17 protein-coding genes and 1 pseudogene are annotated in these 14,719 nt (G+C 60.2%); 8 read left to right on the top strand and 10 right to left on the bottom strand.

Annotated features, from left to right (window positions below):
* Window positions 1-30: 30 nt before the first annotated feature.
* Window positions 31-534, top strand: a complete 504-nt coding sequence (locus BJF92_RS06675; RefSeq protein WP_075634003.1) for an Lrp/AsnC family transcriptional regulator — start codon at window positions 31-33, stop codon at window positions 532-534.
* A gap of 21 nt (window positions 535-555) precedes the next feature.
* On the opposite strand, the gene BJF92_RS06670 is transcribed toward BJF92_RS06675, so the two are convergent.
* Entirely contained in the window at window positions 556-1,440 is an 885-nt protein-coding gene (locus BJF92_RS06670; protein WP_075634002.1) for an EamA family transporter, read from the bottom strand.
* 75 nt (window positions 1,441-1,515) lie between these two features.
* Here BJF92_RS06670 and BJF92_RS06665 point away from each other — a divergent pair, with 75 nt between their 5' ends.
* Complete coding sequence (locus BJF92_RS06665; protein ID WP_198931531.1) at window positions 1,516-2,502, top strand: LysR family transcriptional regulator; 987 nt, start codon at window positions 1,516-1,518, stop codon at window positions 2,500-2,502.
* Window positions 2,503-2,691: 189 nt separating this feature from the next.
* The gene (locus BJF92_RS06660) at window positions 2,692-3,567 is read left to right on the top strand and encodes a DMT family transporter (RefSeq protein ID WP_075634001.1); all 876 of its coding nucleotides are present in this window, start codon (window positions 2,692-2,694) and stop codon (window positions 3,565-3,567) included.
* A 137-nt stretch (window positions 3,568-3,704) separates the two neighbouring features.
* Here the strand turns inward: BJF92_RS06660 and BJF92_RS06655 are convergent, their stop codons facing one another.
* Both BJF92_RS06655 and BJF92_RS06650 read right to left on the bottom strand, forming a co-directional pair.
* Window positions 3,705-4,022 (bottom strand): MmcQ/YjbR family DNA-binding protein, encoded by a 318-nt coding sequence (locus BJF92_RS06655; RefSeq protein WP_075634000.1) that lies wholly within the window; start codon window positions 4,020-4,022, stop codon window positions 3,705-3,707.
* Window positions 4,023-4,034: 12 nt separating this feature from the next.
* Window positions 4,035-4,415 (bottom strand): VOC family protein, encoded by a 381-nt coding sequence (locus BJF92_RS06650; protein WP_075633999.1) that lies wholly within the window; start codon window positions 4,413-4,415, stop codon window positions 4,035-4,037.
* Between the two features lie 209 nt (window positions 4,416-4,624).
* Between BJF92_RS06650 and BJF92_RS06645 the strand changes: the two genes are divergently transcribed.
* On the top strand, window positions 4,625-5,014 hold the full coding sequence (locus BJF92_RS06645; RefSeq protein WP_158032205.1) for a DUF1801 domain-containing protein: 390 nt from the start codon (window positions 4,625-4,627) through the stop codon (window positions 5,012-5,014).
* A 50-nt stretch (window positions 5,015-5,064) separates the two neighbouring features.
* On the opposite strand, the gene BJF92_RS06640 is transcribed toward BJF92_RS06645, so the two are convergent.
* From BJF92_RS06640 to BJF92_RS06635, 3 genes are read right to left on the bottom strand one after another with little or no spacing between them, the layout of a single operon-like run.
* Complete coding sequence (locus tag BJF92_RS06640; protein WP_075633997.1) at window positions 5,065-5,298, bottom strand: hypothetical protein; 234 nt, start codon at window positions 5,296-5,298, stop codon at window positions 5,065-5,067.
* Window positions 5,299-5,311: 13 nt separating this feature from the next.
* Entirely contained in the window at window positions 5,312-5,407 is a 96-nt protein-coding gene (locus BJF92_RS25980; RefSeq protein WP_245294686.1) for a helix-turn-helix domain-containing protein, read from the bottom strand.
* Window positions 5,400-5,870, bottom strand: a complete 471-nt coding sequence (locus tag BJF92_RS06635) for a recombinase family protein (protein ID WP_245294678.1) — start codon at window positions 5,868-5,870, stop codon at window positions 5,400-5,402. The genes BJF92_RS25980 and BJF92_RS06635 overlap by 8 nt, the downstream gene beginning before the upstream one ends.
* A 114-nt stretch (window positions 5,871-5,984) precedes the next feature.
* Here BJF92_RS06635 and BJF92_RS06630 point away from each other — a divergent pair, with 114 nt between their 5' ends.
* Window positions 5,985-6,797 carry an IS5 family transposase gene (locus BJF92_RS06630; RefSeq protein ID WP_075633996.1) on the top strand — a complete coding sequence of 271 codons (813 nt, stop codon included), beginning with the start codon at window positions 5,985-5,987 and terminating at the stop codon, window positions 6,795-6,797.
* Here the strand turns inward: BJF92_RS06630 and BJF92_RS06625 are convergent.
* Window positions 6,772-7,371 (bottom strand): recombinase family protein, encoded by a 600-nt coding sequence (locus BJF92_RS06625; protein WP_075633995.1) that lies wholly within the window; start codon window positions 7,369-7,371, stop codon window positions 6,772-6,774. The genes BJF92_RS06630 and BJF92_RS06625 overlap by 26 nt on opposite strands.
* Window positions 7,372-7,554: 183 nt before the next feature.
* On the opposite strand from BJF92_RS06625, the gene BJF92_RS06620 reads away from it, so the two are divergent.
* Window positions 7,555-9,033 (top strand): Mu transposase C-terminal domain-containing protein, encoded by a 1,479-nt coding sequence (locus BJF92_RS06620; protein ID WP_198931530.1) that lies wholly within the window; start codon window positions 7,555-7,557, stop codon window positions 9,031-9,033.
* The gene (locus tag BJF92_RS06615) at window positions 9,030-9,857 is read left to right on the top strand and encodes an AAA family ATPase (RefSeq protein ID WP_075633994.1); all 828 of its coding nucleotides are present in this window, start codon (window positions 9,030-9,032) and stop codon (window positions 9,855-9,857) included. The genes BJF92_RS06620 and BJF92_RS06615 overlap by 4 nt, the downstream gene beginning before the upstream one ends.
* A 51-nt stretch (window positions 9,858-9,908) precedes the next feature.
* Here BJF92_RS06615 and istB read toward each other — a convergent pair.
* Together istB and istA are read right to left on the bottom strand one after the other, a co-directional pair.
* Window positions 9,909-10,789 (bottom strand): annotated as a pseudogene (gene istB, locus BJF92_RS06610) (IS21-like element helper ATPase IstB).
* A complete protein-coding gene (istA, locus tag BJF92_RS06605; RefSeq protein WP_075634082.1) occupies window positions 10,786-12,048 on the bottom strand; it encodes an IS21 family transposase in 1,263 nt (420 codons plus the stop codon). Before istA ends, istB begins: the two are co-directional and overlap by 4 nt.
* A gap of 135 nt (window positions 12,049-12,183) precedes the next feature.
* Here istA and tnpC point away from each other — a divergent pair, with 135 nt between their 5' ends.
* The gene (gene tnpC / locus BJF92_RS06600) at window positions 12,184-13,563 is read left to right on the top strand and encodes an IS66 family transposase (protein ID WP_245294677.1); all 1,380 of its coding nucleotides are present in this window, start codon (window positions 12,184-12,186) and stop codon (window positions 13,561-13,563) included.
* On the opposite strand, the gene BJF92_RS06595 is transcribed toward tnpC, so the two are convergent.
* Window positions 13,506-14,693, bottom strand: a complete 1,188-nt coding sequence (locus tag BJF92_RS06595) for an IS110-like element ISAtu7 family transposase (RefSeq protein WP_078057899.1) — start codon at window positions 14,691-14,693, stop codon at window positions 13,506-13,508. The genes tnpC and BJF92_RS06595 overlap by 58 nt on opposite strands.
* Window positions 14,694-14,719 lie beyond the last annotated feature (26 nt).

Genomic DNA, 14,719 nt, shown 5'->3' with positions numbered 1-14,719 from the left:
GCCAACAACGATACTCAAAAATGCGACAGGATGCCAAATTTGAAGCTGGACGCCATCGACCGCCGTATCCTTGCCGCGCTGCAACGGGATGCCAGATTGACCAACGTGCAACTCGCGGAGGAAATCGGGCTTTCGCCATCGCCATGCTTGCGCCGGGTCCGGATTCTGGAAAAGGCCGGCGTGATCGGTGGTTATCACGCGACCCTGGATCGCGGCGGCCTCGGCCTTGGCCTGACCGTGTTCGTCGGGGTCAAGGTCGAACGTCATCATGACGAGCCGGCAGCGGCGTTTCGGAAGGCCGTGCAGGGGTTGCCCGAGGTCATCTCTTGCCATCTGGTATCGGGCGAGGCTGATTTTCTCCTACAGGTCGTCGTTCCCGATCTCGCCGGCTATGAACGGTTCCTGCTCGGAACTCTACTCAAACTGCCTGGTGTCAGCGATATTCGCAGTAACTTCGCTATTCAGACTGTGAAGGCGCAGGGACCGCTCCCGCTGAAGCATCTGCCAAATGGGGAAATGTCGCGCAATTCCTAACTTTCGCGGCAGCTTCCGGCATCAGCTTAGCTGAGATCGCCAAGTGCGTTTCACGGGCAGGACCACGACGACGAGTCCGGCAAGAATCATGACCATGCCGATGATGCGCATGGCCTCGAACCTCTCGCCGAGAAACAAAGCGGCGGACGCGGCCCCGAAAATCGGCACCAGCAGCGAGAATGGCGCGACGGCGCTTGCCGGGTATCTCTTGAGCAACTGCCCCCAAAGCGCGAAGCACAGCGTGGTCGAGAGCACGGCGATGTAGAGGACCGCACCGACGCCGCCCCAGTTCATGGTATGCATCGCACGGCCGAGAGCTTCCGGACCGTTCACGATCAACGATAGAACGAGCAGTGGAACAGGCGGTATGAGGCTGAGCCAGGCCACCAATGCGAACACGTCCACTGTGGTTGAACCCACACGCCTAAGAAGGACATTCCCCACGGCCCAGCAAAAGGCAGCTGCGAGGCACAGGCCAAGGCCAGTCATTGTGAAGTCCACACCGCCGGCCGTATCGGCGATGATCACGAGGCCTGCGAATGCTACGAGGGTTCCCGATATCTGCCTGAATGTCGGCCTCTCTCGTAAAAAGGCCGATGCGATCAGGATTGTCAGGAATGCTTGGGATTGCAGAACGACAGAGGCCAGCCCGGCGGTGATCCCCACGGCCATGCCTGTAAACAGTAGGGCGAACTGTCCGAGGAACAGCGTCGCGCCGATCCCGATGAAGAGCGGCCATCGGATGTTCGGGCGCGGCAGGAACAGGACCGGAAGGGCGGCGATGGCAAACCGCAGCGCCGCCAGCAGCAAAGGCGGAAAGCTGCCGAGCCCGACGCGGATCACCGTGAAATTCACACCCCATATCGTGGCGACCAGCAGGGCGAGGAAAATGTGCCGAGGTTTCATAGAAAGGCGATCTGCTTGAGCGAAATGATCGGATTTGTCTTTCGTCCGTGCAGATTACCGGGCTATATGCCATAAGTGAAACAACTGCACTGGAATATAGATATAATCAAAACCAAAGACAGCGATATAGACCTCAATCTTCTCGTCGTGTTCCAGATGCTCATGAGCGAGATGAACGCGACGAAGGCCGCTGTGCGGCTGGGCGTGAGCCAAGCGGCGGTGAGCGCGGCGCTGCGGCGTCTGCGCACGCTCTATGGCGATCCATTGTTTGAGCGGACGCAGCGCGGATTTCGGCCGACCCCTCGCGCGGTCTTCTTGCAGCCTTCGATCGAGGAGGCCCTGCAGATCATCTCCGGAACGCTGAATGCCGCGAACTACCAGACCGATCACCAAGTGCGTACGGTCGTCGTGCGGATCGGCCTGTCGGATGATTTCGAAATGGCGTTCGGTGCGCGCATTCTCGGACTGGCAAAGCAGTCGGTGCCGCATGTCAGGATCGTGTTACGGCAGACCAACAGCCTTGTGGCAGCTCAGGCATTGAACGATCGGGAGATCGACCTTGCCATCACCTCGGGCGGTTTCAGTGACGGGCGGCTGAAACATGTCGCCCTCGGCAGTTCGGATTATCTGGTCGTCTATGACCCGCTCGGCAGAGGATCGGAAGCCCCGATTGAGGTTGAGGAATATGTCGCGCGCGACCACATTCTCGTTTCCTATTCCGGGCTCACGGGAATAACCGACGACGTGCTTGCGGAACATGGGTTGCGCCGCACTGGTCAGGGCAGCGACGACCCATTTTTCGGCTCTGCCTTTCCTGATGCGCGGAACCGACGCTATAGCGACAATTCCAGCTCATGCGGCACAGGCCTTGTCCGATCTCGGCTCGTTTGCGTTGTCGGCCTGTCCAATTGCGTTCCCGCGCTATGCTTACGGGATAAGCTGGCGCTTCGATGCCATCCGCAACGCGCCGGTTATGCAGGTGAGGGAACTCGTAACCGATGTATTCAAGACTGTGTCGTCAACGCCGGCGCAGAAATCCTGATTTTTGCATGTGCCGCTTGATATTGCTCATGTGAGCACACTAAGGTCTTCGCATCGACCGAGTGGCAACTAGGGTTCCGGACGGCAGCGCCGTGGCTGGACCGAGCGTTGCAGAAACCGTGGGTGTTCCACGGCTGCACCCGAGGGGCAAAATCCCAGAGGAGGAGAAGTCGAGATCAACCGGCGCCTTTGGCGCATAAGGAGGTCTCGATGGCGTTTGCCTCGCTACTGCTTGTTGTCCTTGCATCTTTCATCCATGCAAGCTGGAATCTTCTCGCCAAACGGGCCGCGTCGGTCGGCCCGGTCTTCGTCTTCGCCTACAATGTGATTGCCTGTATCGCCTATGCCCCGTGGGTGTTTTACCTGCTCATACAAGGCGACGGCATTGCCTGGTCATGGATCGGCGTCGTCCTCCTGCTGCTCAGCGGTCTGATTCATCTAGCCTATAGCCTCTGCCTGCAACGTGGGTATCAGGTCGCGGACCTGTCGGTGGTCTATCCGGTCGCACGGGGAACCGGCCCGATGCTTTCCACGATCGGTGCATTCTTCATCCTTGGGGAAATGCCATCCGGGCAAGGGCTGGCGGGATTGCTCCTTGTGGTCGTCGGGATCGGACTCATCGCCACGCAAGGAGATCTATCCGCCTTCCAGCGTCCGGGCGGGCAAACGGGTGTGCGGTGGGGCGCAGCGACAGGCGGCCTGATCGCCTCCTATACGGTGGTCGATGCCTATGCCGTCAAAGCCCTTGGCATCGCCCCGGTGGTGCTGGACTGGTTCTCGAACCTGCTGCGGTTCTTCCTTCTGGCCCCGCTCGTGATCGCGAACCCCGGCCGAGCCATTGAGGCCATGCGCGGCTACTGGTGGATCGCGATCGGCGTGGGTCTGCTCTCGCCCCTGTCTTACATTCTCGTGCTGGAGGCATTTACCTCGGGAGCGCCGCTTAGCCTGGTCGCCCCCATGCGCGAGATGTCGATGATGGTCGGCGCGCTCCTGGGCATGTTGATCCTGCGCGAGAAGGTCGGGCCGTGGCGAATTACCGGGTGCGGGGTGCTGATCGCCGGCGTTATTCTCCTGTCAGGGGCGTGAACGCATTTCGGTCGACCGACTATCGCAAAAATCGGTCGCAAAACTTTGACTTTTGCGTCCGATTTTTGCGACAGAAATTTCCCTGCAACATCAGCGTCGCTGATTTTGTCGCAAATGTTAGGGTTTTTGCAACGATTTCATATGGGCGCTGCACATCCGTAGGCGGCGGCGATTGCCGAAGTTGCAAGTGCTTCGTCAACGAGATGTAGATGACATAACGTGGCTCCTTTTGCTCCCCACGCACCTGCAAAAGGACGGAAAGCGCTTGGGTGCTGTTCGCAGTAAAAGTCACGCAGATAGGGGTCAAACATCAAGTTCATCGTGCTTGACGCGCTATCCACAGTGCAGAAGATTTTACGCTTCGTTCTAAATGCTGTCCGCTCGTGATGAGCGACCTCAATGACGCCTGGCAACGCTAAAGCCAGTTCCCGTACGGTCTGGATTCCAATGCCCATAAACAAGGCCCGTTACGAAAAGGAATGGTGCACAGCTTCGACGTTGCAGCCGTCTGGTGCCAGGACGAAAGCCCCGTAATAGCCCGGGTGGTAGTGCGGTCTCAGCCCGGGAGCGCCGTTATCGCGTGCTCCCGCGTCCAATGCAGCCTGATAAAAGCTGTCAACGGCGTGGCGATCAGGTGCCGGAAAGGCGAGATGCACATAGCCCCGGGCAGCGTCACCTCGTCCGAGCCAGAAATAGGGCTTTACGTCACTCCCATAACCGACGTGATCTGGAACCTTACCGTCTCCTCCGTAAGACATAAGCCGTCGTATTCCCAGAGGAGCCAAAGCAGCATCATAGAATGCCAGAGCTGCTTCAAGATTATCAACCGCTATACCAACGTGATCCATTCCAACCTCCGATGTCTGTCGCGAATATCCCGATTTTTGTTCGATATGTCATCCGGACTTTTGCGCCGCTGAAAAATTAGGAATTACGCGACGCACCCGCACTCGCCTGTTGTCGCTACGGCGGCGGGGCTATGCTATGCTGCGAATGGGATCGCAGGCCGGCAGCAAGAGGCTGGCAGCATAGTTTCAGCTTCGTTCAGGGAGTAGGAATGACTGACGTTATCGGAACATTCGGGGATATTGTCACCCTCGCACCAGAGCACGAGGCGGTCTTGCGAGCCTTGCGTAAACTGGCAAATGAACTTCATCCCGGCAATGTGGAGGTCGCGCGTCCGGGCGACCGCGCGGTGAGCTGGGGATGGGGGCCGAAGAAGATGAGTGAAGCCTATGCCTACGCTCTAACTTACAAGGACCACGTCAATCTTGGCTTCTATCGCGGTGCCGATCTTCCCGACCCGCATGGCAGGCTGAAAGGGACGGGCAAGTCGATGCGTCATCTCTCTATCCGGCATCCCGACGAAGTTTCCGATCCCGCCGTGCGTGATTTGATTGTCGCGGCACGCGAGGAACGCCGCAAAACTCTCGGCCTGCCGGGCTGATAGTCGCAAAACTCCCAAGTTTTGTCCGGGTTTCGCTGTGACTTTGATCGCTAATTGGCACTGCTTATCAGCGCTAAGTGGCACTGCGACAGCAGCGGGGCATATCCGAGGTGCCCTTTCTCGGGGATGATGCGCTTCCCCGTTTGCACGACAACGTCGAGCGGTTGCAACGGCATCAGGCCAGCAGCCTTCTGGTAAGTTTCCGTCAGGCATTGGTGAAGCCAATCATGGAGATCGGTGAGCGCGCCGCGCGCATCGAGAAAATGAAGCTTCATGGACGACATGCTGATATCTCCGCTACCTGGCCGGGCTACCAAGCGCCCTGTAGAGCGTGGTGCGATGGACTCCCAGGCTCTGAGCGACCTCGGCAACCGGCTTGTTGTCCTCATCGATGAGTTGGCGCGCGTGCTCGATCTGCTCGACCGACAGGATCGGGGCGCGACCGAACTTTATGCCCTGCGCTCTGGCCTCGATCCTGCCGGCGCTTGTGCGTTTCCGCGATCAAACCCCGCTCAAAATCCACGATTCCGGCCAGCACGGTCAGCAATTCGCTTCCGTCCGGTGTGGTCGTGTCGGCCCATATCTCGGCCAGCGAGCGCAAGCCGGCATTGGCCTCATTGATCCGCACCGCGATCGCCAGAAGGTCGCGTCTGGATCGGGCAAGCCGATCAAGGCGCGTCACCGTCACCACGTCGCCGGCGCGTAGATGTTCGAGCATCCGTGTCAGCTCGGGCCGATCGGGCTGCGCGGTCGGATCGTCTTCTTCAAAGATTTGAGCGCATCCCGCCGCGCCAAGGACAGCACGTTGCTGTTTGAGGTTCTGGCCCTTCGGGGAGGCGTGGGTATATCCGATCATCATGACGCCACGACCTCTGCTGCGTGACGGTCTAAGAGCCTGTCCGAGAATAGGGTTGAGTGATCGGGCCGATGATGATTCCAAGGAGGTGTCTGAAGCCTGAATGGAAGCGCCATGTGGAACCCGACCACCCGGCGGCAGTATAGTCGCAATCAGCCTCGATATGAAACTGACCTGACGGATGCGGAATGGGCGGTGATAGCGCCGCTTCTTCCGCAGCCGGCGCCAAGGGGGCGTAAACCGGCCTGGCCGCTACGGGAGATCATCAACGCCATTTTCTATGTTCTGCGGGGCGGCATTCCCTGGCGTCTCATCCCAAAAGACCTGCCACCCAAGAGCACGGTGTTCGGTTATTTCTGCCGCTGGCGTGACACTGGTGTCTTCACCCGGATCAATCACCGTCTCGTCATGGTGGATCGGGAGCAGACCGGTCGTCAGGCCTCTCCAAGTGCTGCCGTGTTGGATAGCCAGAGTGTCAAAACCACCGAGAGCGGTGGTCCACGAGGCTATGATGCGGGCAAAAAGATCAAAGGCCGAAAGCGACAAGCAATGGTCGATATGGATGGACGCGCGCTCGTGCTGGATCCGCAACCGGCCCACATTCAGGACCGCGATGGTGCCGTCCCGGTTCTACGACTGTCACGCAGGTCATTCCCGTTCGTGGCCAAGGCCTTTGCAGACATGGGATACTCAGGCGACAGACCGCAAAATGCGACACTCGTCGATGTCGAGATCGTCCGCAAGCCGAAGGATCAGGTCGGCTTTGCCGTGCATCCTAAGAGATGGGTTGTTGAACGCTTCTTCGCCTGGATCAGCCGAAACCGCCGCCTCTGGAAAGACCCGGAGGCGACAGTGAAGTCCGCCAAGGCATTCCTTTATGCCGCTTCCATCATGACCCTCATCAGAAGGATCGCACGCCGATCATGAATTCTCGGACGGACTCTAAGGTTCGGTAGACGGTTGGCCGTGAGATCGAAAATACTTCTGCCAGATCGCTGACCGAATAGCCGCCGGTGTCATACATCCGGCGCAGCTCCTTTTGCTGGCGCTCGGAGAGTTTTGGCTTCTTGCCGCGCAACTTTCCCCTAAATCGGGCGAGCGCCATGCCCTCACGGGTCCGCATCCGGATCAGATCAGCCTCGAACTCGGCGAAGGTGGCGAGTATGTTGAAGAACAGCTTTCCCATCGGGTCGGACGGATCATGGACGCTCGCCCCGATTTGCAACCTCACACCGCGCGAGGCCAGATCATCGCCGATCGCGCGAGCATCGGGGACTGAGCGCGCGAGGCGGTCGAGCTTTGGCACTACGAGCGTATCGCCGCTGCGCACCGCCGCGAGCGCCTGATCCAGACCTGGCCTTGCCCGGTTCGCGCCGGTGAAGCCGTGATCGGTGTAGATGCGATCGACAGCAACGCCAATCTTTTGCAAAGCGCTCTTCTGGGCGGCAAGGTCCTGCTTTTCAGTCGAGCAGCGGGCATAGCCGATGAGCGTGTTCGTCATGCAGAAACTGCAACGTAAGGGGCTCCATCATTGCAAGAAATATAGTACCATCTCAATGAGACGGGCGGACCTCCGGCAAAGTCGGACTTTCCGGTCAAACGCAACGTCGCAGAATGAGTGTCCGTTGAAAGATCCTCTTTCGGACACCGCCAAAGCTGATGAAATCGGCATGGAGGCGTCATCATGGGCACGGATGGCAGGAGCACGCGAACCCATTTCGCGGAGTTGGCCGAGGAGCGGCGAACCGAAGCCGCCGCGCGCTTCAAGGTTCTCAAGCCGCATCTTGATGACGGCGTGCCTTTGGCCCGGGTTGCCGCCGACGCTGGCGTTCCGATCCGGACCCTCAGGCGCTGGCTTTCTCGATACCGCTCCATGGGGTTGGCAGGCTTGGTACGAACGCTGCGCTCGGATGCAGGACACCAAAAACTCGCGCCGGATGTCGTTGATCTGATCGAGGGGCTGGCGCTCATCAAGCCGCGCCTGACGATCGCGGCGATTCATCGATGCGCTACCACGGCGCTTAGCCCTAGGAATACACCAGCCCCATCCTATGGCAGCGTCTACGCGATCGTCCGCAAACTCGACCCCGCCATGCTGACCCTTGCCCATGAGGGGATGTCGGCCTTCAGGAACCGCTTCGAGCTGATCTATCGTCACAGGGCCGAGAGGCCGAATGCCCTCTGGCAGGCCGATCACACCCAACTCGACATTCTGGTGATCGACGCCGACGGCTCGATCGTGCGGCCATGGCTAACAACCGTCATCGATGACCATTCACGGGTCGTGGCCGGCTACATGGTGTTCGTCGGCGCGCCATCGGCGCTGCACACGTCCCTCGCACTTCGACAGGCAATCTGGCGAAAGTCTACTGATTGCTGGCCGGTCTGCGGAATTCCTGACGCTCTCTATGTCGATCATGGCAGCGATTTCACCAGCAACCATCTGGACCAGGTGGCTGCCGATCTTCGAATCCAGTTGACCTACTCGGCGGTCGGCTGCCCGCAGGGACGCGGAAAGGTGGAGCGCCTGTTTGGAACGCTGAACACGGAACTCCTGTCCGAGCTGCCTGGAAACATCAGAGGCGGCAAACCCGTCTCACCTCCGAGCCTGTCGGTTTCCGAGCTGGACGCCGCGATCGGCCGCTTCATCACGATCACATACAACGCGCGCGTTCACAGCTCCATCGGCACCACGCCGCTGAAGTCATGGCTTGGGGATGGCTGGCTGCCGCGAATGCCCGAAAGCCTGGAAGATCTCGACCTCCTGTTGGTAATGGTGGCGAGGCCGCGTGTCGTCCACCGGGACGGCATCCATTTCGAGGGCTCGCGCTATCTCGATCCGACGCTCGCCAGCTATGTCGGGGAGTCCGTCACGGTCCGCTACGATCCCCGCGACGTTGGGGAAATCCGCGTGTTTCATCGCAACCAGTTCCTGTGTCGTGCCATCAGCCCGGAATATGCCGGCTACACCATCACCCTGAAAGACATTCAGACCGCCCGCACCGAACACCGTCGAGCGCTGCGCAGTCAGATCACCGAAAAGGTCGGATGCGTCAAAGACTTTCTGCCCGATACGACAAGGCGCACCAGCCCTGAAAAGCCCAAGCCGCAAATGGTGGCGGCGAAACGCAGGCTGCGAACCTATTTTGAGGATGACCCATGAAACCCGCTTCGGATCGGCGGGACGAAGGGCCGTTCATCGCCACGAAAGAGCATCGGCGTTTTGTCGAATTCGCCAATACGGTTCGCCGACACCGCTATATCGGATTGTGTCATGGTCCGGCCGGCGTTGGAAAAACCCTGTCTGGCCGGAGATATGCAAACTGGGAAAAGGCCGAAGCGCTCCGGTCAGCATGGAAAACGCGTGATCAGTCCGATACCAGCACCCAGGCAATACTCGCACGATCGCGTACGGTCTTCTACACGCCGACAGTCGGAAGTCCCCTTCGGGAGTTGCGTGACGATCTCCATCGCCTCATCGGCCGCGTCAGCTATTGCATCGACGAGGGCCTGGACAACCTGACCGTGACGCCCTCGCATGACGGTTGCGGCCTGATCGAGCTAATCGTGATCGATGAGGCCGAGCGGCTGTCGAACCTTGCGCTGGAATATATCCGCGATCTTTTCGACCGCTCTAATATCGGCCTCATCCTTGTCGGGATGCCGGGCATCGAGAAGCGCATGGCGCGCTACCCGCAGTTCTACAGTCGCGTCGGATTCTCTCACGGCTACCGGCCGCTTCTCGGCGATGAACTGTCTTTCGTTCTCACCCGGCACTGGCGCAAACTGGGCGTCACATTGGACGAAGCCGACTTCACCGACGCACAGGCCGTCGCCGCGATCGCGCGTATCACCGGCGGAAACTTCCGCCTTCTCTATCGTCTGTTCGTTCAGATCGAGCGCATTTTGCGGATCAACGAAATGACCGCCATCACTGAAGAAGTCGTGGATGCTGCCCGCAGCACACTGCTTATAGGTGCCACATAACGCTGGAAATTCCGTGCCAGGTAGCTCTGAAAGTTACATACAATTCCCCATTTATGCCGGGGTGGACGACGGGACGAGGTGACCATTTTTCGGCGGTCGACCGCGCGCCTTGGCGGCGGTGCGAAGGCCGGCGGCGTGATGAGGGCTTTGGAGCGCACATGCTCGGGCATGAGCTCGGCGTGCTGGCGTAGCCGATAGCTTGAGCCCTCGATTTGAACGACGACCGCATGATGCAGGAGCCGATCGAGCAACGCCGTTGCGACGACGGGATCGCCTAAGCCATCGCCCCATTCCGCAAAGCCACGGTTTGAGGTCAGGATCATAGCCCCGCGCTCGTAGCGGGCATTGACGAGCTGGAAGAACAGATTGCCGCCGCCGGTGACGACGGGCAGATAACCGATCTCATCGACGATCAGCAGACTGGGGCGGCAGAAGAAGCGGATGCGCTCCTGCAACCGGCCTTCACGCTCCGCTCGTGCGAGCGATGTGATCATGTCAGCGAGCGTGCAGAAGTAGACACTCTTCCCAGCCTTGACGGCCTCGACGCCGAGTGCAGTTGCAAGGTGGCTCTTGCCTGTTCCCGGCGGTCCGAGGAAGTGGACGGCCTCGTTGCGCTCGATGAAGCCGAGCTGAGCAAGCGTGAAGATGCGATCCCTGTCGAGCGACGGCTGGAAGGTGAAGTCGAAGCCGGCCAGGGTCTTGATGGTGGCCAGCCTGCCCATCCTCAGCGCCGTCTTGGTACGGCTGTTCTCGCGCAGCGTCAGTTCCTCCGACAGCAGGATATCGATCGCTTCCAGGGCCGACAGCTCTCCGTGCTCGAGACGTCGCACGACATGGTCCAGCGCCTCGAGCGCGCGCGGCATCTTCAGTCCGACAAGATCGTGACGAATGCGATCGATCATCGACGGCATGGCATCGAGGGCGGCGCTCATGGGCGGTTCTCCCGGGCCAGCGCCTTGCCGACGGCCTCGTAGAAAGCCAGGGATCGCTGTGGGACTTTGTCACCGATGGGCTGGAGTGTAACGCCGGCTTCGCCCGCCTTTGGCCAGGAGCGCTGCGCGACGATGTTCCGTCGGTGGTCTGGCTGCACGCGCCGTTGCTTGCGGCCCTCCAGGATAGGATGGACCGCGATCAGGGTCCCGCTCTCAAAGATGCGTATCTCATTGGCAAGCGAGTGAACCTCGACCAGCCTGCTCCTCGTCGCATCCGGGACGCTGTAGGCATTGCCGCCGACGCTCACCATGCCCTCGCGCGAGATACGGCGCTCCAGCTTCAGCACCGCACGGAAAGGAGCCAGTGGCAGCGGCCGCAGATGCTGTCGCTCTTCGGCGAAGGCCTCGTTGACCACGCGCAGTGTCGTGGCATGCACTCTCGGATTGGCGACGGTATCCAGCCAATGCCGCAGCTGGGCATTGAGGTCGTCGAGGTTGCAGAAGGTCCGCGCCAGGAAAAAGTCCTCCCGAATATAGCGGAACGGCCGCTCGACCTTACCTTTGGTCTTGGCACAATAGGGCTGGCACGCTCTGGGGTGAAAGCCGTAATGGCGGGCGAGATCGAGGAGGGCGCGATTATAGACGATGCCCTCCGTCTGGCCTTCGCCGATGACCGCGGTCTTCATCCGGTCGTAGAGTATCTCCCTTGGCACGCCGCCGATCGCCTCGAAAGCCGCCACGTGGCAACGCAGCACTGTGGGTAGGTTCTGGTGCATGACGAAGCGCGCCCAGATGAGCCGGCTATGGCCGAGCACCATCGAGAACAGCCAGACGATCCTCGGCGTCATAGGCTCGTCGGTGAAGACGACATGGAACTGGGCGAAATCGACCTGCGCCTGCTCGCCGGGTGGCGTCTCGAAGCGGACCTCGAACCCCGCTGTCGCCGGCGGCCGCACATCCCGGAGGAAATCCGTCACGGCGGTATAGCCGCCGGTGTAGCCGCGTTCCCTGATCTCGCGAAGCAGTCGACTGCCTGTAAGGCCCGGATAGGCCTTCACGCGCTCGCGGAGATAGCTGGCGAACGGATCGATCACTGTCGATCTCGGCTTTCTCGGACCATAAGCGGGAGCCTCCATTCCACGCTCGATATATTTGCGCACCGTCTTGCGGTCGATGCCAGTCTGCCTGGCGATCGCCGACACCGACAGACCTTGTCGATGCAAATCCAGGATCATCATCGTCTCCCTCAGCTTGATCACCAATTCCCTCCTTCCGGATATCGGAAGGACTATTGATGACGACGCGCCGCCGGTCTTCCGGGGCGCGCCCCGGAAGACCGGCGGCGCAAACTGGGGAAGATTCAAACGGCACTTCTGGGGAGTATTGATCCGGCAATGACACGAGCCATTATCGCCGCGCAGGCTGATCAGCTGGCTAAACAGGCTCGGAAGCTTCAATCCCGCGACACGCTGATCGACAAATTGAAGGCGCAGCTTGCGGTCCTCAGACGGGCACGGTTCGGCTCCTCCTCCGAGAAGATGGACCGCGCTTACGAACAACTCGAACTGGCGCTGGAAGATATCGAGGCGGCTGAGGCAGAAGCCATGGCAGTCTCTGGGGTCCTGGCATCGTCGTCGACTGCCGACCCGGCAAAGGCCAAGCCGAGCCGCCGGCCATTGCCCGATCATCTGCCACGCCATGACGTGACGCACCAGGCAACTTGCGCATGCCCGGTCTGTGGCGGCTCCGTCTTCATCCGTGCAGGCGAAAGCGTCAGCGAGGTTCTCCACTATGTCCCGGCCTCGTTCTGTGTCGTGCGCCATGTTCAGCCCCGCTTCACCTGCAAGGGCTGCGATACGCAGATTAAGGCCGAGATGCCGTCGTTGCCCATCGAACGCGGCAAGCCGGGACCGGGTCTGGTCGCCCATGTGCTGATCGCCAAATATTGCGATCACCTGCCTCTTTATCGCCAATCCGAGATTTATGCGCGGGAAGGCGTCGATCTGTCCCGCTCGACCATGGCCGACTGGATCGGTAAGGCCAGCAAATTGCTTGAGCCGGTGCTGGCGAAGCTTCGGGACCGTGTGTTCGCAGGCCATCGCCTTCATGGTGACGACACGCCCGTCCCGGTGCTGGAACCAGGCAAGGGGAAGACCCGGACAGGCAGGTTTTGGACCTATGTTCGCGACGGTCGTCCCCATGGTGACACGACACCACCGGCCGTCTGCACCTTCTTCAGTCCGGATCGCAAGGGACTGCATCCCAGGCAGCACCTGGCCACCTTCTCCGGCGTGCTGCATGCCGACGGCTATGCGGGCTTTCGTGATCTCTATGAACCGAACGAGCCAGGCGGCCCACCGGCCATTCTCGAAGCCGCCTGCTGGGCGCATGCAAGACGCAAGTTCTTCGATCTGACGACGTCGGGCAAAGCGCCTATCGCCGAGGAAGCGCTGCGGCGGATCGGCGAACTCTACGATATCGAGAAGGCCGTTCGAGGGGAGCCGCCAGACGTGCGCAAAGCTGCGCGGCAACAGAGCAGCACTCCCAGGGTCGAAGCCCTGCGGTCATGGTTGGACGACAATCTCAAGCGCCTGCCGCAAAAGTCCGGAACGGCTGAAGCGATCCGATATGCACTGTCTCGTTGGAAATCGCTTTGGCGTTTCCTCGATGACGGCAGTATCGAGATCGACACGGATGTTGTTGAACAGCCCCTTTCTCAGCCCTTTTGTGGTTTTGGTGGCCTATCTCTCCAGGCTTCGACCATGGCCGCGTAGGCTGCCTCCGCCTGTGCAACGAGCTCCATCTCTCGATGGCGTATTTCCTTGATCCAATAATCGCGGGCAGGCCCAGCCGGCCCATGTGCTTTGGCAGCGCCGGCACGCAGTTCAAGCTTGCGCATCTTCATGGCAACAAAGGCGGGCCGAGCCCATCTGTAGGGAGCCTCCTTGGTCAGCAACTGCCAGATCAGATTTGCGATCTTGCGCGCGGTTGCGACCGCCGCGACATTGAGGCCTTTGCGGTCCTTGATCCGGAGAAAGAAGGCACGCAGCGGCCCCGGAACCGACGCGGCCGACCAGGCAGCTTCAATCAGCATCGTTCTAGCAGTCGCATTTCCCTGTTTCGAGATGCGGCCATGGATTGCGCCGCGATCGCCGGACTGGCGTACTCGCGGGGTCAAGCCGAAGTAGCTCGCAAGCCGGTCGGGCGTCGGGAACCGAGAGATATCGCCAATGGCGGCTATCACCGCCGTGGCGACCACAGAATTTATTCCGGCGATCGTCATCAGCTTGCGCGTGCGACTGTCGTCAAGCGCAATTCGAGCCATGGAACCATCCAGCTTCTCCAGCTTGCCCTTCAGCCAGTCCAGTTCATCGAGATGGCGGGCGAGGAGGTCGAGCTCTGCTTTGGGCAACGGGGCCGTCGAGAGCCAGTCTCTGCCGCCTTTTCCGAACAGATGTCCCGAGTATTTCGGGACGAGATTGGCGTGGAGAACGGCCTGAACCCGGCTCTTCACTCGTCGCACTGATCGCACGAGTGCGGCGCGCTCCGACACGAGACGACGCAGGTTCAGGGTATCATCATCCGCCGCCCAGACCTCTGGCAAGAAGCCGGCGGCATGAAGCTGCGCCAGAATCCGCGCGTCGACTTTGTCGGTCTTCACGCGCGCGTGGGCGATGGCCTTCACCTGAAGCGGGTTCGCGATCACGACCTTGGCCACGAACGGCGTCAGCAATCTTACGATGGCCGAGGTGTTCCCGGTCGCTTCCAGTATGACTTCGTCATCCTTTCGGAGCTTCTGCCCAAAGGCCACCACAGCGTCATAATCCAGTTCCACCCGGAATTCTTCGGTGACCTTGCCCCGGTCAAGAACCGCGACCTGCGCAAAACTTCGATGCACATCCATTCCGATCGACCGCATTCCAAATCCTC

Source organism: Xaviernesmea rhizosphaerae (assembly GCF_001938945.1).
GTDB classification, from domain to species: Bacteria; Pseudomonadota; Alphaproteobacteria; order Rhizobiales; family Rhizobiaceae; genus Xaviernesmea; species Xaviernesmea rhizosphaerae.
The sequence above is the reverse complement of the archived record's forward strand: the minus strand, read 5'-3'. Positions and strand labels throughout refer to the sequence as shown.

Coding starts and splice junctions, on each gene's coding strand:
- BJF92_RS06675 (WP_075634003.1), top strand. CDS start 31: ATGCCAAATTTGAAGCTGGACGCCATCGACCGCCGTATCCTTGCCGCG.
- BJF92_RS06670 (WP_075634002.1), bottom strand. CDS start 1,440: ATGAAACCTCGGCACATTTTCCTCGCCCTGCTGGTCGCCACGATATGG.
- BJF92_RS06660 (WP_075634001.1), top strand. CDS start 2,692: ATGGCGTTTGCCTCGCTACTGCTTGTTGTCCTTGCATCTTTCATCCAT.
- BJF92_RS06655 (WP_075634000.1), bottom strand. CDS start 4,022: ATGGGCATTGGAATCCAGACCGTACGGGAACTGGCTTTAGCGTTGCCA.
- BJF92_RS06650 (WP_075633999.1), bottom strand. CDS start 4,415: ATGGATCACGTTGGTATAGCGGTTGATAATCTTGAAGCAGCTCTGGCA.
- BJF92_RS06645 (WP_158032205.1), top strand. CDS start 4,625: ATGACTGACGTTATCGGAACATTCGGGGATATTGTCACCCTCGCACCA.
- BJF92_RS06640 (WP_075633997.1), bottom strand. CDS start 5,298: ATGTCGTCCATGAAGCTTCATTTTCTCGATGCGCGCGGCGCGCTCACC.
- BJF92_RS06635 (WP_245294678.1), bottom strand. CDS start 5,870: ATGATCGGATATACCCACGCCTCCCCGAAGGGCCAGAACCTCAAACAG.
- BJF92_RS06630 (WP_075633996.1), top strand. CDS start 5,985: ATGTGGAACCCGACCACCCGGCGGCAGTATAGTCGCAATCAGCCTCGA.
- BJF92_RS06625 (WP_075633995.1), bottom strand. CDS start 7,371: ATGACGAACACGCTCATCGGCTATGCCCGCTGCTCGACTGAAAAGCAG.
- BJF92_RS06620 (WP_198931530.1), top strand. CDS start 7,555: ATGGGCACGGATGGCAGGAGCACGCGAACCCATTTCGCGGAGTTGGCC.
- BJF92_RS06615 (WP_075633994.1), top strand. CDS start 9,030: ATGAAACCCGCTTCGGATCGGCGGGACGAAGGGCCGTTCATCGCCACG.
- tnpC (WP_245294677.1), top strand. CDS start 12,184: ATGACACGAGCCATTATCGCCGCGCAGGCTGATCAGCTGGCTAAACAG.
- BJF92_RS06595 (WP_078057899.1), bottom strand. CDS start 14,693: ATGGATGTGCATCGAAGTTTTGCGCAGGTCGCGGTTCTTGACCGGGGC.